The 22,319-nt window shown below is 44.0% G+C and carries 19 protein-coding genes and 2 tRNA genes; 8 read left to right on the top strand and 13 right to left on the bottom strand.

Annotated elements, in window-relative coordinates; translation table 11 throughout:
- Positions 1 to 159: 159 nt before the first annotated feature.
- The 5 genes from truA to fabB form a co-directional block, all read right to left on the bottom strand.
- A complete protein-coding gene (truA, locus tag AB4583_RS05990) occupies positions 160 to 954 on the bottom strand; it encodes a tRNA pseudouridine(38-40) synthase TruA (RefSeq protein ID WP_004734161.1) in 795 nt (264 codons plus the stop codon).
- Positions 955 to 1,148: 194 nt separating this feature from the next.
- Positions 1,149 to 5,999 carry a FimV/HubP family polar landmark protein gene (locus AB4583_RS05985; protein WP_372116772.1) on the bottom strand — a complete coding sequence of 1,617 codons (4,851 nt, stop codon included), beginning with the start codon at positions 5,997 to 5,999 and terminating at the stop codon, positions 1,149 to 1,151.
- A 207-nt stretch (positions 6,000 to 6,206) separates the two neighbouring features.
- Positions 6,207 to 7,220, bottom strand: a complete 1,014-nt coding sequence (locus AB4583_RS05980; RefSeq protein WP_017062350.1) for an aspartate-semialdehyde dehydrogenase — start codon at positions 7,218 to 7,220, stop codon at positions 6,207 to 6,209.
- Between the two features lie 12 nt (positions 7,221 to 7,232).
- Positions 7,233 to 8,366 (bottom strand): 4-phosphoerythronate dehydrogenase, encoded by a 1,134-nt coding sequence (locus AB4583_RS05975; protein ID WP_372116770.1) that lies wholly within the window; start codon positions 8,364 to 8,366, stop codon positions 7,233 to 7,235.
- A 485-nt stretch (positions 8,367 to 8,851) separates the two neighbouring features.
- Entirely contained in the window at positions 8,852 to 10,063 is a 1,212-nt protein-coding gene (gene fabB / locus AB4583_RS05970) for a beta-ketoacyl-ACP synthase I (RefSeq protein ID WP_017062353.1), read from the bottom strand.
- A gap of 128 nt (positions 10,064 to 10,191) precedes the next feature.
- Between fabB and mnmC the strand changes: the two genes are divergently transcribed.
- Positions 10,192 to 12,270 carry a bifunctional tRNA (5-methylaminomethyl-2-thiouridine)(34)-methyltransferase MnmD/FAD-dependent 5-carboxymethylaminomethyl-2-thiouridine(34) oxidoreductase MnmC gene (gene mnmC / locus AB4583_RS05965; RefSeq protein WP_372116768.1) on the top strand — a complete coding sequence of 693 codons (2,079 nt, stop codon included), beginning with the start codon at positions 10,192 to 10,194 and terminating at the stop codon, positions 12,268 to 12,270.
- A 145-nt stretch (positions 12,271 to 12,415) separates the two neighbouring features.
- Here the strand turns inward: mnmC and AB4583_RS05960 are convergent, their stop codons facing one another.
- The 3 genes from AB4583_RS05960 to AB4583_RS05950 all read right to left on the bottom strand — a co-directional run bounded on the left by AB4583_RS05960 (position 12,416) and on the right by AB4583_RS05950 (position 13,917).
- Entirely contained in the window at positions 12,416 to 12,937 is a 522-nt protein-coding gene (locus AB4583_RS05960; protein ID WP_017062355.1) for an NADPH-dependent FMN reductase, read from the bottom strand.
- 176 nt (positions 12,938 to 13,113) lie between these two features.
- A complete protein-coding gene (locus AB4583_RS05955) occupies positions 13,114 to 13,377 on the bottom strand; it encodes a YfcL family protein (RefSeq protein WP_017063425.1) in 264 nt (87 codons plus the stop codon).
- 9 nt (positions 13,378 to 13,386) lie between these two features.
- On the bottom strand, positions 13,387 to 13,917 hold the full coding sequence (locus AB4583_RS05950; protein ID WP_372116766.1) for an elongation factor P hydroxylase: 531 nt from the start codon (positions 13,915 to 13,917) through the stop codon (positions 13,387 to 13,389).
- Between the two features lie 298 nt (positions 13,918 to 14,215).
- Here AB4583_RS05950 and AB4583_RS05945 point away from each other — a divergent pair, with 298 nt between their 5' ends.
- Positions 14,216 to 14,839 (top strand): trimeric intracellular cation channel family protein, encoded by a 624-nt coding sequence (locus AB4583_RS05945; protein WP_372116764.1) that lies wholly within the window; start codon positions 14,216 to 14,218, stop codon positions 14,837 to 14,839.
- A gap of 150 nt (positions 14,840 to 14,989) precedes the next feature.
- Here AB4583_RS05945 and aroC read toward each other — a convergent pair whose 3' ends face one another.
- From aroC to AB4583_RS05930, 3 genes are all read right to left on the bottom strand, one after another.
- Positions 14,990 to 16,075: a chorismate synthase gene (gene aroC / locus AB4583_RS05940; protein ID WP_029235357.1), complete on the bottom strand. Its 1,086-nt coding sequence runs from the start codon at positions 16,073 to 16,075 to the stop codon at positions 14,990 to 14,992.
- 269 nt (positions 16,076 to 16,344) lie between these two features.
- Positions 16,345 to 16,422 (bottom strand) — tRNA-Ser (locus AB4583_RS05935).
- 80 nt (positions 16,423 to 16,502) lie between these two features.
- Positions 16,503 to 16,886, bottom strand: coding sequence for a hypothetical protein (locus AB4583_RS05930; protein WP_372116762.1), 384 nt, complete (start codon positions 16,884 to 16,886; stop codon positions 16,503 to 16,505).
- A gap of 468 nt (positions 16,887 to 17,354) precedes the next feature.
- Here AB4583_RS05930 and AB4583_RS05925 point away from each other — a divergent pair, with 468 nt between their 5' ends.
- From AB4583_RS05925 to AB4583_RS05900, 6 genes are all read left to right on the top strand, one after another.
- Positions 17,355 to 17,666 (top strand): hypothetical protein, encoded by a 312-nt coding sequence (locus AB4583_RS05925; RefSeq protein WP_372116760.1) that lies wholly within the window; start codon positions 17,355 to 17,357, stop codon positions 17,664 to 17,666.
- Positions 17,667 to 18,000: 334 nt separating this feature from the next.
- Entirely contained in the window at positions 18,001 to 18,609 is a 609-nt protein-coding gene (locus AB4583_RS05920; protein WP_372116759.1) for a recombinase family protein, read from the top strand.
- Between the two features lie 260 nt (positions 18,610 to 18,869).
- Positions 18,870 to 19,397, top strand: coding sequence for a hypothetical protein (locus tag AB4583_RS05915; RefSeq protein ID WP_136982988.1), 528 nt, complete (start codon positions 18,870 to 18,872; stop codon positions 19,395 to 19,397).
- A complete protein-coding gene (locus tag AB4583_RS05910) occupies positions 19,390 to 19,686 on the top strand; it encodes a hypothetical protein (protein WP_136982989.1) in 297 nt (98 codons plus the stop codon). Before AB4583_RS05915 ends, AB4583_RS05910 begins: the two co-directional genes overlap by 8 nt.
- Positions 19,687 to 19,814: 128 nt before the next feature.
- Entirely contained in the window at positions 19,815 to 20,126 is a 312-nt protein-coding gene (locus AB4583_RS05905) for a hypothetical protein (RefSeq protein WP_372116757.1), read from the top strand.
- Between the two features lie 147 nt (positions 20,127 to 20,273).
- Positions 20,274 to 21,026, top strand: a complete 753-nt coding sequence (locus tag AB4583_RS05900; RefSeq protein WP_137001193.1) for a hypothetical protein — start codon at positions 20,274 to 20,276, stop codon at positions 21,024 to 21,026.
- A gap of 70 nt (positions 21,027 to 21,096) precedes the next feature.
- Here AB4583_RS05900 and AB4583_RS05895 read toward each other — a convergent pair whose 3' ends face one another.
- On the bottom strand, positions 21,097 to 21,948 hold the full coding sequence (locus AB4583_RS05895; protein ID WP_137001194.1) for a site-specific integrase: 852 nt from the start codon (positions 21,946 to 21,948) through the stop codon (positions 21,097 to 21,099).
- Positions 21,949 to 22,041: 93 nt separating this feature from the next.
- Positions 22,042 to 22,118, bottom strand: a tRNA-Arg gene (locus AB4583_RS05890).
- Between the last annotated feature and the right edge of the window lie 201 nt (positions 22,119 to 22,319).

Genomic DNA, 22,319 nt, shown 5'->3' with positions numbered 1-22,319 from the left:
CGATTCTTCCGCTTGATTGCGAAAGAAATAAATTTGGGAATTATGCGTGGGAATTAAAGCACATAAAACAGCGACTGTAGATAAAAAACTGGTTGTACCTATTTTCTGGGACTATCTTACGCACTAAACTGTAATAATTTTTGAACCTAAGTCTCACATTTAGTTCAAATTATCCGGTAAAAATAGAGGACCAATTGGCTCTCGTGGTAGCTCAAAATGTTCAGGATAATCAACATCCACCAGATACAAACCTTCCGCTTTTGCAGTTGCGCCGGCTACTTTTCGATCTTTAGCTTCTAAAAGCCACTGGATCCACTCTGGTTTCTGCTCACCTTTACCTACGGCAATAAGGCTACCCGTAATATTCCTCACCATGTGGTGAACAAACGCATTCGCTTTAATATCGATCACAATGTAGTGTCCATGACGAGTCACGTTCAAGTGAATCATGTTTCTCCATGGGCTACGAGATTGACAGTGTGTTGCCCTGAACGAAGTGAAGTCATTCTCACCAAGTAAGTACTGACCCGCTTCATGCATTTTTTTCTCATCAAGATGACCATGATAATGGCTCACACCTGAATTCAAAATGCCTGGGCGTAGTGCATGGTTAAAGATAATGTAGCGATAACGGCGGGCAGTAGCCGAGAAACGAGCATGGAAATCCTCATTCACTTCTGTCGCCCAACGAACCGCAATATCTTTTGGCATGTTGGCATTCGCGCCCATTGTCCATGCCACCATTTTACGATCGACATTAGTTTCAAAGTGAACGACTTGTCCCGTACCGTGAACACCGGCATCTGTACGACCTGCGCACATAACTTCTACAGGGTGATTCGCGACAACTGAAAGAGCCTTTTCCAATTCTTCTTGGACACTTTTCACGTCTCGTTGGCGCTGCCAACCAAAGTAGTGGGTACCGTTATATTCAATACCTAAAGCAATTTTCATGTTCTTGTTCTCTTTGAAAATGGGCGAGAATTATATACGGAAATCAGTGCTAGCCCAAATAGGATGGGGCTAAAACTTCAATAAACAATCAGCATCGACCGAGACGATGCTGTTGAAAAACCAAATGAAACGATAGCGCTCTGTATCGCCTTAAAATAAAGGGTAGCCAACGCTACCCTTTCTGATTTGTAAATTTATCGACCGTTTAACGTATCGATAAGATTTTTTGCCTCTCGACGAATATCATCGCTGCCGTCAACGATTGCCTCTTCTAGAAGCTTAATTGCCCCTTGCGAGTCACTCATCTCGATGTAGATTTTGGCCAAATCAAGCTTACCCGCAGCTTCTGCATTGCTGTCGACATCATAATTGCCAATATCACCGATAACATCAGGGAATTCGTTAAGACCCACATCCAGTTTAAGCTCTTCATCGTCTGGATTAATGACTTCTTCACCTTCTTGCTCGACTTGAGCCATTAGCTCATCAATCGTCATGTACTGCTTATCACGACTGTTGCCTGATTCGGTTAGATTGTCTTGTTCAGCCCAATTCTCTTCTTTGATTTTCGGTTCAGCTTGCTGTTCAGCCGATGCCCAAATCTCTTGTTGGTCATCAGGCACATCATTATGCATGCTCGATTGTTGTTCTGGCGCTAGGTTAAAGCCTTTCCAGTCTTCGCCGCCGACTTCAAGCATGGCGTCAATATCTAACCCTGCGCTATCAATCGAAGTTGCGTCCAATGGCTTATCGAACATGTTGTCGACAGAGTCTTGAACATCTTCAGAAAGCAACTCAGCTAATGCTGTCTCATCAAAGTCATCAAAGCCTTCTAGTGGCTCGTCTTGAACCGCTGCAGGCGTTGAGTTTGGCTCTGAAGCCGCGCTCAGTGATTGTTCTGGCTGTGCAAAACCAGCCGGTTCAGAGTCTTCAGCATTCGAGAAATCATCAGCCTGACTATAGCTCTGCGGATTTGAGAACAGATCATGCAACGCATCTTGCTCTTCGCCTTGTGGGCTGAAAGAAGTCAGTGGTTTTGGCTTCTCAGCAAACGCATCAGAGATGGCTTCATCTTCACCATATTCCGGTAAATCAAACTCATCGAACTCTACGCCTTGGGCTTCCGCCACCGGCTCGGCATTGCTTTGCTCAATATCATCTAAAACAGAGTCTGCTTTTGCGCTTTCTTCATCGTACTCCGGAAGATCAAGGTCATCGAACTCGAACTTCTCTGTGTCAGGCGCTAAGTCTTGCTCTAACTGTGCTTCATCTGGTTCACTCACCACTTCCGCTAACGCATCGTCTTCACCAAACTCTGGTAGTTCGAAGTCATCAAGCGAGAATTCTTCTTCGCTTTCTGGTTTCGCAGTTTCAACTTGTGGTGCAGCATCTAACTGAGGCTCAGCGGTAGGTTGCGATTCAACACTTGATTGAGAGTCTATAGCAGGCGTTGCTGGCTCTGTTGTTGATTCAGCATCAGCTTCCGCTAGTGCGTCTTCTTCACTAAACTCTGGTAAGTCGAAATCATCAAACGAAAACTCTTCGTCGTCTTGCGCCTGAGCTATAACTTGGGCTTCAGTTTGAGGCTCAACACTTGGTTGAGCATCAATAGCTGGCGTTACTGGTTCTGGTGTTGATTCAGCATCAGCTTCCGCTAGTGCATCTTCTTCATTAAACTCTGGCAATTCGAAGTCATCAAACGAGAATTCTTCTTCGCCTTCTTGTCCTAGAACTTCAGCTTGTTCTGCTACTTCCGCTTGTGGTGTAGCTTCAACTTTCGGTTCAGCGACAGGTGTCACTAGCTCTGGTGTTACGTCAGTTTCCGCTAATACTTCTGGTTCAGACGCCTCATCTTCAATCAGCCAATCATCGTCTTCTGGCACACCAAATTCATTTGGAATGATCTCTGGCATGTTTGCAGCACGAACTGGCTCTGGCTCTGGCTCTGGCTCTGGCTCTGGCTCTGGCTCTGGCTCTGGCTCTGGCTCTGGCTCTGGCAAGGATTCAACGACATCTTCAAGCTGATCGCTACCTTGGATTTTCGGTTCAAAGTCAAAATCAGAGTCAATGTTCGCTGGCGACTCTACATCGTCGATGGCTTCAGCTAACCAGTCTTCAACCGTTTCTTCTTCATCTTCAGAGATATCGTTCAAAGACGATGGCGAAGCTTGCTCTTGTACGTCGGCTTCTTTCGGCTCTGGTTCTTGTTGTGCGGTTTCTTCTTTAACTCGCACTTCAAAATCTGGTTTGTCAAAATCAGAATTCTCAGATAACAGCGAGTCGATATCCAGTTCATCATCTTCAACCGATGATGCGGTTTCTTGCGCTGATACTTCGTCGCTGTCTAAAAGAGACGCTTGCTCTGGTTCAACCATATTTTCAATTGATGGTTCAACAGGCTCTTCTATTGCTGGCAACAAATCATTGTCATCAGAAGTCATTAACTCATCAATCAACGCTTCGTCTGTTGTTTCTAGCGAGTCATCAAGCAAAGCATCCGTTGCCGGTGCGACACCGAACAAATCATCGATAAAACCATCACGATTAAAGGCTTCATCATTTTCTGGCTTAATGTCAGAACTTTCTTGAGTCATTTCAGAATCTAACGATTCATCAGTAACGACTTCAGGTTGTGGTGTTTCACTAATGTCCGGATCTTGCTCAGGCTCACCTTCAGAGGTTAACGGAGTAAGCTCAACGTCTGAGTCCTTTTCAGGCTCCTCATTGGCGTTGTCCAAATCAAAGGCTGCGTCTAACTCTTTATCAAACGTCTTATCTTCAGATTCAAGCTCGTCTTCAATGCCACTTGTCAGTAAGTCATCAAATGGGTCTAGAGATTCTGATTTTGATGCATCCGCTAAAAGCTCATCATCTGACAATTCACTATCAAGGAAATCATCCAATAAGTCGGTACTTTCAGCGTCGAGTTCGAAATCATCGTCGTCAGAGTCACCTATTAATTCATCCAAGGTTTCCGTGCTGTCTTCTGCGATGTTGAGGTCATCATCGGTCGATAAACCAGAAAGCTCTTCAAGCTCAGACAGAGAATCAAAGCCAAGAGGTTCGCTTTCAGACTCATCATCCGAATCGTCCCCTAGCATCTCATCAAGAAGGTCTGTCGAGTTACTTAGGTCTACGTCATCGCCTGCCAGTTGCTCATCAAGCAGATCAACGCTGTCTTGAGGTTCTTCATTTACGATGGGCTTATCGAACTGAGACAGAATGTTTTCGATATCATCATCAGACGCCAAACCACTGTTTAGGTTAGTGGCAATCTCATCGTCGCTATCGAGGTTGAAAGGGTCATTCGCTTGATCGTTCTGAGCAGCAACTTGGGCAAAGATGTCATCAATATCATCATTCGCTGTCGGGGAAGCTGGCTCAGGGGACTGTTGTTCAGAGATTAGAGCATCAATATCAAAATCGTCATTGCTCAAATCAACAGGCTTAGTCTCACTTTGTTGCTCAGAGATAAGCGCATCGATGTCAAAATCATCGCTTGCTGGTGTTTCAGTGCTAGAAGGCGAATCACTTTGCTCTTCCGAAATCAGAGCATCAATATCGAAGCTGTCGTCATCTTCGTCATCAAGAGCAAACAGATCATCTAATAAAGATTGGTCTAACTCGTTGGAACCGAGATCTTCAGTTTCAGACTCTTGAGATAGTAAAGCTTCAATGTCATCAGCAGACATTGCGTTATCATCAGAAAGATCAAAGTCGACATCATCAGTATCGACGGCGCTTTCCGCTGTTTTGTCTAGCGCACGTTCCATCTCTTCAAGGCCAAGCGCTTTCTCTTCGCCATTAACACTAATGCCGTTGCTGCTGTCTAAATCTAGATCGTCGAAGTTGGTGTCTAAATCACCGTTTTCGCCAATGCTAGCAAATGGGTCATCGTCTTCACCATCTAGATTGAAATCGAGATCAGATTCATCTAAACCAGCAAAGACATCATCCTCTTCGGCTAGCGCTTGATCGTCAAACAGCTTGTTGGCGTCATCTTCCGTACCAAACAAGTCATCATCTAAAGACAGCTCGTTAAGGTCGTCCATCTCGTCGCCCAATGTAATAGGTGCAACGGTACTTGGTTCTGGCTGGAGCGGTTGTTCTTGAGTCGTCTGCTGTTGCTCATCATTTTTAGAACGACGGCCTAACAGCATCACAACGATCAAACCAATGAGCAGACCTGGAATAATCGCAAGAGCCGCCACTAACCAACCATTCGATAACAGTTCGTCCATGACACTTGGTGCCATCTTTTCAATTTCGGCGTTCTTTCTGCGCTCTTCATCAAGCAGCTTTTCCACTTCGCTACGAATGCGGTCTTCATCACTGAGCTCTGTTTTTAGCTCATCCACTTCCGATTGAACATTCGATAACATCAAACGAAGTTGGTGATTTTTCTCTTCAAGTGACAGCAGTTCAGTTTCTGAAAGCTCTAGCTGCTTCTCTAGCTTGTTCATCTCTTGGGTTGGTGCAGATTGAGCTAGAGATGATTGAGTTGGAGACAATGGCTTTTTAGCAGTTTCAGTAGTGCTTACTTGCTTAGCAGGAGTAACATTTTTTGCATCAGAACTCGGCGCTTTGGGTTTTGAAGCGACAGGCTTACTTGCAGGAGCATCAAGCTTAGCAAGATGTGAGTTCATGATGTTGATAGCTTGCTGCGTCGAGCTTGCACGTGCTTGCTCTAAAGAAGGCACGCGTAGATTGCTCGCAGGCAGCAGGCTATGGATATTCTGGTTTTCAAACGCTTGTGGGTTTAAGCGATAAATAGCCAACAGAGTTTGTTGGACTGAAACGGAGTTATCAGGGCGTAACTTTGAGGCAATAGACCACAATGTTTCTGAGCCGCGAGTTGGACCATAGAAACGTGAAGGCTCAGCGCTATTTGATTGCGCTCTTTGAAGTGGTTCTGAAAACGTAGGCGCTGATTGTATCTGGCCATTAGGCCCTACAACTCGAATGGAATCTGCACGAACAACGGAAATCTGAGTCGCAATGATAAAGGCAAAAGGCATTAACCACGGCTTGAAAATTTGAAACATAAAAGGCTCAGCTAGGTGCTTAAATTCGGAAAAGTGATGATCTATTAAATATATCGGATAAATGACGTAAAACTATAGAGATGAAAACAAAAAATGTGTTGCAGCAACAATATTCGCAGCAATTTCACACAATTTGACTAACAATATTTTTAATCGATTAAAAAAGCCCCACTAAAGAGTGAGGCTTTTTTATCAAAGCAATAAAGCTTAGAAGTAATCGCGAATCAGAACTTCAGCGATTTGAACTGCGTTTGTTGCTGCGCCTTTACGAACGTTATCAGCGACAACCCACATGTTTACGCCACTGTGATGGCTGATGTCGTTACGAATACGACCAACCATTACGTGGTCTTTACCACCTGCATCACGAACTTGAGTTGGGAAGTCTAGCGCTTGGAATACTTCAACACCTTCTGTGTTCTCTAGAAGCTGAACCACTTGCTCTGCACCGATTGGTGCGCGAGTTTCAATGTGTAGAGATTCTGCGTGACCGTAAAATACTGGTACGCGGACACAAGTCGGGTTCACTGTGATTGAAGAGTCAGCAAAGATTTTTTGAGTTTCCCAAACCATCTTCATCTCTTCACGCGTGTAGCCGTTCTCTGTAAATTCATCGATTTGAGGAATACAGTTGAAAGCGATTTGTTGTGAGAACGCTGAGTTTTCAGCTGGCATACCGTTAAGAAGCTTAGCCGTTTGACCCGCTAGCTCATCGATACCTGGCTTACCTGCACCAGACACAGATTGGTAAGTTGAAACGTTAATACGCTCAAGGCCCACTTCATCGTGAATTGGTTTTAGCGCTACTACCATTTGGATAGTCGAGCAGTTAGGGTTCGCGATGATGTTACGGTTACGGAACTCAGCAATCGCTTCAGGGTTCACTTCAGGCACAACCAGAGGAACATCGTATTCGTAACGGAAGCGTGATGTGTTATCGATGACAACCACACCTTCATCAGCCGCAATTGGAGCCCAACGCTCTGAAAGCTCGCTACCTGCAGAGAAAAACGCAATATGTACTTGAGACCAATCGAAGTCTTCTACGTTTTGTACTTGTATTGTTTTGCCGTTAAAACGGGAAGTTTTGCCTTCACTACGTTCACTTGCTAGTAAGTGCATTTCACCGACAGGGAATTTACGCTCTTTAAGTACTTCAAGAATGGTTTCACCAACCGCACCAGTCGCACCTAAAATAGCAATATTAAATTCTTGGCTCATTGTTTCTCTCTTTTATAAAGTTGGCTTTACCATAAAACCGAGTTTAGATAACGGCGTTAAATTACAAGATTCGTCGCCCGTTAACTCGACTGCACTGTACTCTCTGCGGTCCCAATATTCTTTACGCATCTTGTCAAAAGAACCCGGCGTAACGATATTGCGACGGAATAAGGCGTCGTCTTTGCGCACATCATAGATCAACTGAGTCAAATTGTGCAGTGTTGCTTCATCCCAAGCTCTATCTAATTTCATTTGAGGTACAGGCGCTGTCGGCAATAAGTCGCTTGCATACGCACGCTGTTCAGTACCTAAAAATTCACAATAACTGTTGAAGATCATCGTGGTACCACGCGCTTTACCTTCTAAACCGTAGCCCGCTACGTGAGGCGTTGCAAAAGCGAGTAACGGAAGAAGCTCAAAGTCGACTTCAGGTTCAAACTCAAACACATCAAGCACTGCAGTGAAACCATCGGCTTTTTGCAGGCGAGCTTTTAGCGCTTGGTTATCAACCACAGGACCGCGAGCTGCATTAATCAGGATTTGATCAGCACGTAAGTTGTTCAGCACTTGCTCACTGATCAAGTGATGCGTTGGATACTCACCCGTCTTAGTGATTGGCGTGTGTAATGTAATAACGTCTGATTGTTCAAGCAAAGTATCTAACTCAGTAAATTCGCGCGTATCACCCTCTTGCTGTTTTAGAGGGTCGTTCAGCAGAACTTTGATACCAATACCTTCAAGGCACTTCGCTAAGTAACTGCCCACTTGACCACAGCCGATAATACCAACCGTTTTATCAAAAACAGAAAAGCCTTGTTGCTGCGCAAGCACCATCATCGCACTGAACGCGTACTCAGCAACACCCACCTTGTTACAACCAGGTGCCGCAGTAAAGAAAATGCCACGCTCTTTCATCAACTCTTGGTCAACGTGATCCATGCCAGCCGTCGCAGTACCAACAAACTTCAGCTTATTGGCTTTGCTGATCAATGACTCGTTTACCTTGGTAACAGAGCGAATCATCAATGCGTCTACGTCAACTAGGTCGTCAGCTGTTAATGTGCGACCAGACTTCATTGTCACTTCCCCTAGCTGGCTAAAAAGCGCTTCAGCGTAAGGCATATTTTCGTCGATTAAGATTTTCATTTGGCGAGTACTTTTGTTGGGGTCTATCGACCTAAATGTGAATTGAAATGATTGTGCAAAATTCCACACACGGTGTCGAGTAGCAATTGGAATACATTATAAATAAAGGGCTGAATCACCTAACCTTGGCAGACAAGAACCGAAACCAGAGTGAACACCCAAGATCAAACGGCTAAAACGAAAAATGCCCGATTGAATAAACAATCGGGCAAACATCCAGAACAAAAGGATCCTATCTCGCTCTCCAGGAGACAGAGTCTTGCGTCTGTTCAACCAGTACTAACCAAAGTCAGTACTGGTCAAGCTCTGGAAACCTTTCAATCTCTAAACCCAGATTTAAAAACTATGTTCAAAAAACACGTTTACCAACCTGCGTCTAAAAACTTTGTTCTGATGGTCATTATTACTGGGTGACCTGTGCGTGTTGAATCGGCACTAGCGCAACCCTTTAACGATTAACCTTGTCTCTGTAACTCAAGCTTAAGTTAAGCTTGGTACTTTTTGATTACTAGCGTTGCGTTCGTACCGCCGAAACCAAAACTGTTAGACATAACTGTAGTTAGCTCTTGATCACGAGCTTCAGTTACGATGTCTAGGCCAGCAGCAGCTTCGTCTAGGTTAGAAACGTTAATGCTTGGAGCAATAAAGCCGTTATCTAGCATTAGCGTTGAGTAAATAGCTTCGTGTACGCCAGCAGCACCTAGAGCGTGACCTGTCATCGCTTTAGTTGCAGAAATTGCTGGGCTGTTGCCACCAAATACTTCTTGGATAGCGCCTAGCTCTTTAACGTCGCCAACTGGAGTTGAAGTACCGTGAGTGTTCACGTAATCAACGCCATCAACGTTTTGCATCGCCATCTTCATACAACGAACCGCACCTTCACCAGAAGGAGCAACCATGTCGTAGCCATCTGAAGTTGCGCCGTAGCCTACGATTTCACCGTAGATTTTTGCGCCACGAGCAACAGCGTGCTCAAGTTCTTCGATAACTAACATGCCGCCGCCACCAGAGATAACGAAACCATCACGGTCTGCATCGTAGGTACGAGAAGCCAGCTCTGGCGTGTCGTTGTACTTAGTAGAAAGTGCGCCCATTGCGTCGAACATCATAGTCAGAGACCAATCCAGTTCTTCACCGCCACCAGCGAATACAACGTCTTGCTTACCAAGTTGGATAAGCTCCATTGCGTGACCAATACAGTGTGCAGATGTCGCACATGCAGAGCTCATAGAGTAGTTCACACCACGGATTTTGAAAGGAGTTGCTAGACAAGCAGAAACCGTAGAAGCCATTGTACGTGGAACCATGTATGGACCAACGCGCTTCACGCCTTTCTCACGGATGATGTCTACCGCGTTTACTTGGTTTAGAGATGAAGCACCACCTGAACCCGCAACGATACCCGTGCGGTCATTAGATACTTGATCTTCAGTTAAGCCAGAATCAGCAATTGCTTGCTCCATTGAAAGATAAGCGAATGCCGCTGCATCACCCATAAAGCGCATTTTTTTGCGATCGATATGGTCAGCAGGGTTCATTTTTAGGTTACCCCATACTTGAGAGCGCAAGCCATTTTCCTTGAACTGCTCTGAAGCGGTAATACCAGATTTACCCTCTTTCAGTGATGCTAAAACTTCTTCGACGTTGTTACCGATACTTGAAACAATACCCATACCGGTGATTACGACTCGTTTCATGTGACATTCCTATAATTCTAAATTCAGCTAGATGATAACTAAGAAGCCTAACAAAAGTGGTCAGCTTTCCTAGAAATTCGTACAATCCCTACCAACATATCGCTTCAAATCACAAAATGATAGATTTTATGACTTCAATTACTAATGCAGAACTGGAATGGAATGAGTCTGGCACGCCAGTTTCAGACCAATTTGACGACGTTTACTTCTCCAATGTTAACGGTTTAGAAGAAACTCGCTACGTCTTTTTAAAGCAAAACCACCTTCCAGAGCGTTGGCTTGAACATGAACAACGCCGCTTTGTGATTGCTGAAACCGGCTTTGGCACAGGTTTGAACTTTCTTGCAGTTTGGCAATGGTTCGATGCTTTTCTTAAAGATAACCCACAAGCGATGACCAAAGAGTTACATTTCATCAGTTTTGAAAAATATCCTTTAAATAAAGAGGATCTCATCAAAGCACACCAATCGTGGCCAGAATTAGCCGAGTATGCGACGCAACTCCAAGAACACTACCCCATTGCTCTACCTGAATGTCACCGCATTGTGCTGGGCGACGGTGCAATCACGCTTGATTTGTGGTTTGGCGATATTAAAGATTGCATGCCCAACGTACCAACCCCGCGTGAAGGTTTGGTTGATGCTTGGTTCTTAGACGGTTTTGCTCCGAGCAAGAACCCAGAGATGTGGAATCAAAACCTATTCAACGGCATGGCTAAGCTCGCTAAGCAAGATTGTAGCTGCGCCACCTTCACCGCTGCTGGCTTTGTTCGCCGTGGCTTAATTGAAGCTGGCTTTGAAATGAAAAAGGTCAAAGGCTTTGGTACTAAGCGAGAAATGATCGCCGGCCGACTTGGCGAAAAGCACGCTCACACCAACATCAAACCTTGGTATGGCCTCGCTCAACACACTGAATCCCAAGACATTGCGATCATTGGTGGTGGTGTCGCCAGTGCTGCATTAGCCAAAACGCTAAGCCGTCGTGGTAAAAACATCACCCTTTATTGTGAACATCCACAAGCTGCGGGCAATGCCTCAGGTAACAACCAAGGTGCGATTTACCCGCTATTAAGCGAAGCGACCTCGAACGTGTCTCGCGTGTTTGGCCCGGGATTACTGTTTGCTCGTCAATTTATTAATCAAGCGGCTCAGTCTATTCAATTTGATCACAGCTTGTGTGGCGTGAACATCTTGATGTGGGATCAAGGCTCCACTAAAAAGCTCAACCGCATGTTGGAAGGCAACTTCCACACCGACCTGATTCAGCGTTTATCGCCAGAGCAAGCCAACGAAAAGATTGGCTTACCCGTCGATAAAGAGAGTGTTTACTTTCCGCTGGGTGGTTGGCTAAGCCCTCTGCAACTGACTCAAGGCTTGATTAGCAAGTTAGAAGAGAACAACCAAGTAAGCGCGCACTATCAACATCAAGTAACGCAACTTGAGTGGCTCGAAGCTGAACAACAATGGATACTGACGATGGATACACCTCAAGGTGAGATTCAAACCAAGCACGACCAAGTAGTTGTCGCAAACGGACACAAGTTCACTCAGTTTGAACAAACTCAGCCAGTACCACTGACTCCGGTTAAAGGCCAAGTGAGCCATATTCCGACCACGGAAAATCTCAGCCAGCTAAAAACCGTGTTGTGCTTTGATGGCTATTTGACGCCACAGAACCCCAACAATGGTCATCACTGTATTGGTGCGAACTACGACAAAACCAATATCGACCAAGAATTTGATATTGAGGTTCAGCAGCACAATGGCGAGCGCCTACATGGGTCACTACCAGACCAAGCATGGACAAAAGATGTCGATACCAGTGACAACTTAGCGCGCCAAGGTATCCGAAGCGTAAGCCGTGACCACCTTCCGTTTGTCGGAAACGTTGGTGACTTTGAAGCCATTAAGGAGCAGTACCAAGATCTCCACAACTTCAACCCGCAGCGTGACTCGGTTGAGGATGTAGAAACGGTAACAAGCTTCCCTAACCTTTATTGCTTTATCGGACTGGGTTCACGTGGTTTGAGCTCTGCACCATTATTGGCTGAAGTATTAGCATCACAGATCTGTGGCGATCCGCTGCCCTTGCCTGTTGATGTGCTTGAGGCGATTCACCCAAGTCGAATGTGGGTACGCAGACTGCGTAAAGGTAAGGCATTAACGGCTGGATGGGTTGCTGACAAGCATTCTAAATCAAAGCCGTAGTTTCTAGTTCAGCTATTTTGAACATCTGAAATTTCTGAATATCTGAAACTAATAAGTTAAAAGCTAAAAAGCCCGAGTTCATTGTGTCGCTCGGGCTTTTTGTTATTCGTGTTGCTCTAAACTGATGTTCTAAACGAAGCTGTATTTACAGCTTAGCAACCGCGTCTTTAATCTGTAGAACGATCTCTTCGTTGCTGATAGAACCAGATTCAAAATCAAAGTTATCGTAGAAGCTTGGTACTGAAACTGACGCTTGCACGTTGCCACCGAAGTAAGGTGCAGAACCTGTCGCTGCACCAAGTACCGTTTGTGCGCCACCAGGGCCCGGTGAAGTCGCTAGGTAAACCGCCGGCTTCTCGCCAAACACTGAACGCTCAATACGTGTCGCCCAGTCAAATAGGTTTTTATACGCTGCTGGGTAGTGACCATTGTGTTCTGCGAACGAGATAACAAACGCATCAGCTTCAGCTAGGTCGCGTAGGAATGCTTGAGCACCTTCCGCTTGGCCAATCTCTTTTTCAGTGTCTTCACTGAACATAGGAACATTGTAATCGTTGATGTCTAGGACTTTTACTTCAGCACCTTCAATCAAGTTTGCTGCGTAAGTTGCTAGTGTTTTGTTGATTGAGGTAGAACTTGTGCTTGCGCCAAATGCGATAACTTTCATGATGTGACCTTTCTGTAATTCCGTTAAGTGGGATTAGAATAACGTAGTAAGAAAATGTAACCATCACAAGAAATGAACGGACTCATTCAAAAATTTCGAACGAGTCTCAAATAAACCAGTTCGCTCAGCAAAATGGGAAAGGAAGGGACTGAGCGGATAGTATTAATACATCGAGATTAAGCTTGGTTTTGTAGCTCAACCCAAAGGTCATTAACGATAGTGCGGTCTGCTGGTGTTAGTTCAGAGCGAGCGTCGTCTAGGCTCTGTTCAATACGAGCTTTTACTTCAGCCACATCTTCAATGCCTTCTTCTTCACATGAAGCCACTGAAAGAGAAATATGACCACGTAAGTAACCACCAGCAAACAGTTCATCGTCTGATGCGTTTTCAATGCGAGCATCAATTACTTCAAGTAGTTTTTCTTCAAATTCGATAATCATAATATTCTCTTATTTCACAATAAATTGGCTAGCACATAAAGGTTCTACATCGTAGAAGCTGCGTAATGCTTCAGAGAGCATTTTCACGCGAGGCGGAAAGCCTACTTCAAAGATACCCATAACTTCGCTATGTACTTTATTCATAAAGGCCAAACGATCTGGCTCAAAATCGCCGTGTAGATTGTCACAGCTGACATTAAAAGGAAAGCCTGCGCTCATCGCAATGATCCATTCATACGCTTGTGGGCGAATTTCTACTTTTTCAAACTCAGCTTGAACCGATTCCGTTCGACCGTCAGGTTCATACCAATAGCCAAAATCTTCCAGTAAACGACGCTCAGGCCCAGCAACGCACCAGTGTGCGATCTCATGGAGTGCAGAGGCGTAAAAGCCACGTGCGAACACGATTCGATGGTGTGGGATAGTATTATCAGCAGGCAAATAGATCGGCTCATCAGCCCCTAGCTCTAGTTTGGTATTAAAGCTTTCAAAAAAGGTCTGATTGAAGATATCGATAATGTCTGAGTATTGGTGTGTCATAAAATCAAATTTAAGTAAAAATAACTGGGGCATTTTGCTTTTTTTTCAGCGCTCGGTAAAGCCCTATCAAGCGTAATGACATCGGGTTCGCCATTATACTTTGCAGTGACAATCGATTGCCATTCCCAGATTACACCACTTTAAGGTGAATGATTAGTTTAGCTAATCTGAAACGCCCATTCACGGTACAAATATTCATTCGTCAACAAGCATTTTTACTACTACACTCGCGCTTCATTTTATATCCCTAAGGCCTATAAGACTCGAGTTTATAGACCTAAATTATAGAGCTACAGCAATGCTACTAAGTGTTTTGTATATCATTGGCATCACGGCAGAAGCCATGACCGGCGCTCTCAGTGCAGGCAAACAAAAAATGGATTGGTTTGGTGTAATGTTGGTTGCGAGCGCAACGGCAATTGGCGGCGGTACAGTACGCGATATCTTACTTGGCCATTACCCTTTAGGTTGGGTTGAAAACCCTCAGTATCTGGCCATCACCTGTATAGCAGGTGTTATTACAACCGGGTTGGCGAAATGGGTTATCAAGCTAAAAGGTTTGTTTATTCGCTTGGATGCCTTAGGCCTAATCGTATTCAGTATCATTGGTACCAAAGTAGCGATGACCATGGGTCTGCACCCGATGATTTGCATGGTATCGGCATTAGTGACAGGTGTCTTTGGTGGTTTGTTACGTGACCTTATCTGTCGTCAAACACCATTGGTGTTACATGAAGAGCTGTATGCCTCTGTCGCACTTGTCGCTTCAGGTTTGTACCTATGTTTGCTTGAGCTTGGCATCAACGACGTCACGGCGACAATTGTGACGCTTGTAGTTGGTTACTTGCTGCGCATGGCGGCTGTAAGATTCAAATGGAGTTTGCCTTCGTTCCAGCTTGATCCTGAAAGTTCAGTGCATTAATGGATTAAGAGCCTTAAGCTGCTAGCTGTCTTTAATGACGATAGTCGCTAACCGGACGAATAATCCTGCTAATGTGAAAAAGGGTTACTTCATTACGAAGCAACCCTTTTTTGTTTCTACCAATTCTATTCTAAATAAAAAGAAACAGAATTAGATTTGTGGTGTTTCAGTTGTCACACCAAAGTTTTGACCACGATGACGTAGCAAGTGGTCAAGCAGCACGATAGCCAGCATTGCTTCTGCAATAGGTACCGCACGGATGCCAACACATGGATCGTGACGACCTTTCGTGATTAGCTGCGTTGCTTCACCATCTTTCGTGATTGTGTCACCAGGTACAGTGATGCTTGATGTTGGTTTAAGCGCAATGCTTGCCACAATATCTTGACCAGTAGAGATACCACCTAAGATACCGCCAGCATGATTGCTGCTGAAACCTTCTGGAGTTAATGGGTCACGGTGTTCACTACCGCGTTGATTAACAACATCGAAGCCATCACCAATCTCAACACCTTTCACAGCGTTAATGCTCATTAGAGCGTGCGCGATGTCAGCATCTAGACGATCAAAGATTGGCTCACCAAGGCCTACTGGCACTTTAGTCGCAACCACTTGAATCTTCGCACCGATCGAGTTGCCTTCTTTTAGCAAGTCACGAATCAGTTGATCAAATTCTGGTACTTTATCGGCATCTGGACAGAAGAAAGCGTTGTTTTCAATCTCGTTCCAATCCACTTTATCAATCGAGATATCACCCATTTGAGAAAGGTAAGCTTGGATTTCAACACCAAATTCTTGTTTTAGGTATTTCTTCGCAATTGCACCTGCAGCAACACGCATTGCAGTTTCACGAGCTGAAGAACGACCACCACCTCGGTAATCACGCACACCGTACTTTTGATGGTACGTATAGTCAGCGTGGCCAGGGCGGAACTTGTCTTTAATTTCGGAATAGTCTTTAGAGCGTTGGTCTGTATTTTCAATCAATAGACCAATAGAAGTACCCGTAGTTTGGCCTTCAAATACACCTGATAAGATTTTCACTTCATCCGCTTCACGACGAGCCGTTGTATAGCGAGAAGTGCCCGGACGACGACGGTCCAGATCTTTCTGCAGATCTTCTTCGGTAATTTCTAATCCTGGTGGGCACCCGTCTACGATACATCCTAGTGCGATACCGTGACTCTCTCCGAATGTGGTCACTCGAAAGTGTTGTCCGATACTGTTTCCTGCCATTGCTTCCTCTAAATCAGCCATCAATCAGAAGGTTTGATTCCTAAACCGACTGGCTAATAGCTTTACTTGTCTATTCTTCGTGAATTCATAGTGGCTTTATTACCAAATGATGTAAACCCCAAAAAACGAACAATTTTAACTTTCTATTACATAAGCCGAATGAAACGAATAACAGAAGAAAATGAGTCGCGCTTGAAAAGAAGTGTTTTATGATGTGTAAAATGCAAAAAACCCGACAACTCGGAGAGTTATCGGGTTTCTTTAAATAATGGCACGCCCTGAAGGATTCGAACCTTCGACCACCTCCTTAGAAGGGAGTATCGATAGGAATCATACAGTTCATGCGTTTAATAGCTTGTCACTTCCCGAGTGAGACGTGATTGTAAGACAGTGCTACTGTAGCTGTAAAGAGTATCCCACTCGAAAACTAACTAAAGTTTGCCTTACAGCGTTTGTAGTTCTCTTGACCTGTACCGACCCACATAACCTCGCCATTTTCTTTGTATTTTAAAAACTTATATTTGAATGTTCTGTATTTTGGGTTATATGACCAAAAGTACATATCACCGTTGTCAGCCAAGTTATACTCCATAGTTATGACGCCGTTCTCGCCTTCCGTCATTGGCCTGATGACTTCAAGCTCAAAGGTACTGCCATAACTTACCATTCTATCATCCGTATAAATGAAATTATGAATCTCCGTTGGGTCCCAATACTCATCAAGCTGACAACTAATCTGAGCTGTAGTGTAAGTTTTCGCTAAAGTCACGCTTGGTAGTAACAGGCAGAAGATAGTGAAGTATTTTTTCATAAGAGTTACCTAAAATTATTAATGTCTGATTGTACTTATATGTGCTTTGAATCACTTTAGCGTTGCTGGTCGTCAAGGTCTACTTTACACATAAGAACGACTGCCCAAACCCCAAATTTTATGTGTTATTATATACTCAATATGAACCAGAAAACTGAAATCCACATGATAAAACCTACCTTGTTAGCACTGCTCTCATTATCAATAGCTGCATGTGCAAACACTTCTCACGTCATCGACCAAGAGCCAACAAGTTACATAGTTGGAAGGAAAATAATCTCGATTTATAATCCTATTCCAGATGGAAAATACGCACAGTTCTACGACTGGGGAAGAGAGTATGCACGGATGTATTCTCAGCTTGGACGATGCTCGAATAAAAATGTTCTTCAAGGGAAGTTTATTGAACGTATCAAGATTTCATCTATGGCTGTAGGTAAGGACCATTATAATCAAATAATGTGGGCTATGCGTGACCAAGCAAATCAATTGGCACAACATGCAAACCAACTCAATTCCGAACTACTGCATGAATATTACAGCGAACTAAACTCGCAAGAATGTAGTTTGTTAGAGAACACAGCCGACTATATGGTGTTCGATTCTCTGGACTACGCCCTCAAATGGAAACAAAGCATCGGGGACGATGTATCTCTTGAAAAGTGGAAGGTATACCCTGTATTCGCCAATCAATTAGGCAACGTCTCATTTGATGACCAAGGGTACGTTATCCGAGACGGTTTCGGTAACATCCGTTTTACTAACAATCCGACAGACTAACAAGCTAACCATAGACTGAAAACAATGCAAAAGAATATCGGCGTCTTCTCTTGATGCCGATAACCAAAATCAAACTAACACACCTAGAATTCACGGGTCGAAAATGTGCGAGAGCTTCCGCTGCGGTGCTTTTTCTAATGTCCCCCAATACCCTCCCGAAATCCGAAGAAACAAAACCTCAACAAAGTAAAAGACTGCACAAAGCTGAGTGAACAAAACACTAACCCACCTAACCTAAACACTTTTGCACATGTACAAAACCAATTGACAGAGTTGTGTCCACAGAAATATGATGCATTCCAATTAAAGAACAAAACTACAGAGAATTGTACAGATGAAGAATGGCGCATTACTTGGATTGGCTCGTGTATCTACTAAGGAACAAGACTTAGATGCACAGGTAAGCAAACTTGAGAGCTATGGCTGTAGCAAAGTATGGAAGGCTAAACATTCAGGTAAGAGCCAAGAACACCAAGAGCTAATCAATGACCTTCTTGAGTACGCACGAGAAGGAGACATTGTAGTAATTACCAAGCTAGACCGCCTAGGGCGTTCACTGTCGCAGGTACTACTAAACCTCGAAACCTTCAAGGCGAGAGGTATAACTGTGAAATGCATTGAGCAAGGAGTAGATACCGGAGCTAACGACCCAATGGGCAAAGCAATGGTTCACTTACTTGCTTTGTTTGCTGAGATGGAAAGGGACATGATTGAAGACCGTATGCAGTCAGGCAAAGCTCACAGTGTCGCCAAACGTATTGAAGCAGGAGCGACAAAGGAAGAGGCAGAGAAAGCCGTAAAAGGTGGGCGACCTTTGAAGATGGGTGCAGAGACATACAAGAGTATCGTTCAGGGATTAGCGAATGGGGAACCTGTTGCGGCGATGGCTAGAAAGCATGGCGTTACTCGTAGCTCAATCTACAACATCAAAAAGTCCTTATAAGTACAATCACTAAAAATCCCGACAGACAGCCCTACCTTGCACTTGCGGTGGGGCTTTCTTTTATCTGAAGCTTAGTTTCAGCGTACATGTGTACGATATATCGGACTTTTATATCAGACACCACCCAAATAACAGACCAATAAAATCAACAGCTTCAGAAATATTTCACACCGTACCTTACTCGCTTTTCCTTACCGATTAGTTATTAAAACTTGGTACAGAAGATAGAAGCTTCAGGAAAGCCAATAAGGTAGAACGGTATGGGTAGACGAAAAGTAAATAAAGACAAAGTAAGAAAAGCAATTCAAGTGCTGTACTCACAGCCAGAAGAAGAACTCATCAAGAAAAATGGTCGGTTAGTGCTAAAGCCTAGACTCTCCGCTAAACAAGTAAGCCAAACATGTGGATTATCCGAATCATTTGTAAAGAGTTTAGCAGATATGAGCTCAAGCCATTGGGAATGGCTTCGAGAGGACGGTATCAAACCTAATGCGTGGAAGCTGAGAATGACAGTTCACGGCACACCTATTCATTTCAAAAAGTGCGCACTCAACGAATACAAATGGCGCAAGCGAATGAAGGCTATAACCCGCAAGGAGTACAACCGTAAACGTTGTGAACTACAGCATGACCTTAGAGACATGAACGGTAGTACGCGACAGTCACTAGCTCGAAAGCGGAAGCTCAAGCTGATGTACGTCAAGTTTAAGGGTTGGAACGTGGAGCGAGTACAACAAGCAAAGCTACTGAAAAATCGAAATAAGAAAAAGGGAAAGACCAATGGCTAAGAAGAACAAAGTAGGAACAATATCACAAGTGCAAGAGCTGCATGATGTTGTAGCTGATGTACTCCTTAAGCAGATTCAGGAGCAAAAAGCGGAAGCAGAAAACAGCACTGACAAAGACGACAATCTCACAATGTGCGTCCAAAAGGACACTATTGATAACGCTATCAAACTGCTACGCCTCAACAAGACCACTGCAAGAGAAGAACCTACCAAGAAAGATAAGAAGCTAGGCAATGAGCTTGAGCGCATCCGAATTGAACAACGAAACAAACTGAAAATGCACCGATAAGACGGAGGAACATAGTTCCGGTGATTGGGGTGGAACCCCAATCTAAAGCCCTCTTGATTCCCTTTGGAATCAACCTACCTCATCTAAAACATGCACCATGATGTGCGTATCGGCATTAAGGAACCCCTATGAGTAAATTAATCAAACTAGATTGCCATTATCGAAAAAGTAAAAAGTACAAATCACCCAACAAACTTCATATTCCGTCAAATCAAAAGAAGTACCTGAGCTTTAGACAGACCAACTTCAAGGACTGGCTTAAGGCGCAAGGGTTTAATCCTAAAGGCGTGTCTACCTGTTGGAGCCGTGAAGCACTAAAAGCAGCAAGGAAAAGCAAAGAAGTAAAGTTCAAGATGAAGCGCCAAAGCAATGGGAAGACAGCATACAAGTATCATCAAAAACAATTGGCGATATTCATCTTCTCTAACTTTCTGAAATAAAAGAAAACGTGTACCTCCTTTAGCTCTAAAGGGCTAATCCACCAAACTGGAGTTGGACTTCAGCAGTCAAAGCACAAACAAAACCTACAAAAAACCTACAAAAAAACCACCCCGTTTCTGGTAAACATCACTTACAGGAGTACAGCAATGGAAAAATCCAATAGATGGGATGAACAAGCTTTAAGCCCCAAGGCACAAGTTGCAGCAGCACTACAAACAGCAAGAGAGATGAGAGAAGAAGCTAATGATATCGTTGTAGCCGCTTTCAAAGAATCTGGCTACAAAGCAAAACCTCAAGTCTTTGCAGAAGACATTGTAAAGCTAATGAAAGCGGGATTAGAGGTGGAACTGGATGAGGAATATAAGCCAAAAGTCAATGCTTTAACGTTAGTCGCAATATATGCTCGCTCCCTTGGGCTGAAAGGGAAAAAGCAGAGAAAGTATGTTGAACGTAGTATGCACAAGAAATCCAAACGAGGATTTTCAAAAGGGTGCAAGGAGCACAAGAGCCACAGCAAGGCTCTCGAAATGAAGAACCTCGGAATGGAACTCGACCCTGCCTCTTACCGTGATAGGACAATTAATAATGGAATAAACCACTTGCTTGAGAAAGTATCAATGACTACAGCAATTCAAGACCGTTTTAATGCAATGCAATCTGAATTGCTAGAACTAAAGGTGAAGACAGGAATAACCAGTGCTACGGTTGACAAAATAACAGAGATTATTCCTCAAACTTCGCTGTCAAACAAAGAAGTCAAAAGCATCACGAAATCAGAACGTAACAAGAAAATTATCAGCCTATTCAAAGATGGTTACACAATGACTGATATAGCTAGAGCATGTAGCTGCCACGTTAATACAGTGCGCAACCAATTGAAAAAAGCCAATCTGAAGTGATAGCCCTACATAGACTCAGTACAACCTAAAATAGAACAAGCAGATACCCATCAACAGGTATCTGTTTTCTTTAGTCAAATAGTGTCACTGCCAACTGAGATACGTCAACTTTCACATAGCGGTTCAGCACTCGAATATCCTTGTGGCCTGATAGCTTCGCTACGAGCATATGGTCATGCCCTGCTTGTATGAGCTTAGATAGGCGGTAGTGTCGCAGTGAGTGAAGCACAAAATCATTTAACCCTTCTTCATCAGCAGCAACTCTAAAGGCTTTACTCAAGTACATAGGTTGAGTACTAAATAAAAGTTTTGATTCTGAGTATCCGTCTAACTCATGCAATCTGCGCTCAAGAGTTGCCATTGCAGGTCGTGATAATGGAACTCGCCTATCCTCACCGTTTTTCGTATCTCTAAGCTGAAGATAACGCCCCGCAAGGCACACATCACCGAGCTTTAATCCTAGTATTTCGCTGCGCCGACAAGCTGTTTCAGATAGCAGCAAGCAAATGTCTTTGAGTTCCAGAGTTTTGAGATTCCCTATCACTTTATGTAGTTGTTCATCTGTAGGTGTGAACTGTCGCACTGTGTAGTCTTTTGGGATGCGAACGTGCTTAAACACATCAGGTATCTGCAAACCTATGTCCTTTCTCAGCCAGTTAAGCATCGCTCGTAACACCGAGGCATCTTTTCTAACTGAGCCAGATTTAACCTGTGTCTGTCGCTCTCGTAGAAACTTAGACACAACCTCTGGAGAAATGTCTTTTACACAGCTATCTGAGAACCATTCAGCTAAACGCTTTAGGCGATATTGGATAGTGCAGAGGTAGCTTTTGAAGTATTGAGCTTTCTGAATTGAGTACTGTTCTATCAGTACAGGGATAGGTGTGTGCAGAGAAAGTGTGACGTGGGTATCAAAATTCAAGTATCTGTCCTCTCAAGGGTATGAAAAGGGACAGTGACGCTAAAAAGCAAAAATCCCGACAACTCATTGAATTATCGGGACTTTCTAAATAAATGGCACGCCCTGAAGGATTCGAACCTTCGACCACCTCCTTAGAAGGGAGGTGCTCTATCCAGCTGAGCTAAGGGCGCGCTACAGGAACGAATTATACGAATTCGAATCAGTAAAGCAACGGCTTTATGTAACATTCTGATCTAAGTGGGTAAAAAAAGGCCAACAAACATATAAGTGTTGGAAAATAGACCAAAGCAAACGTTTGCTTGATGGTAATCAAAAAGATTTTCTGGAATAATGCGCCAAAAACATCAGCCACTAACTTGAATATCAATACT

Origin of the sequence: Vibrio sp. 10N.222.49.C12 (assembly GCF_041475025.1) — a bacterium.
Taxonomy (GTDB): Bacteria; Pseudomonadota; Gammaproteobacteria; order Enterobacterales; family Vibrionaceae; genus Vibrio; species Vibrio crassostreae_C.
This window is presented reverse-complemented; position numbering and strand designations above follow the sequence as displayed.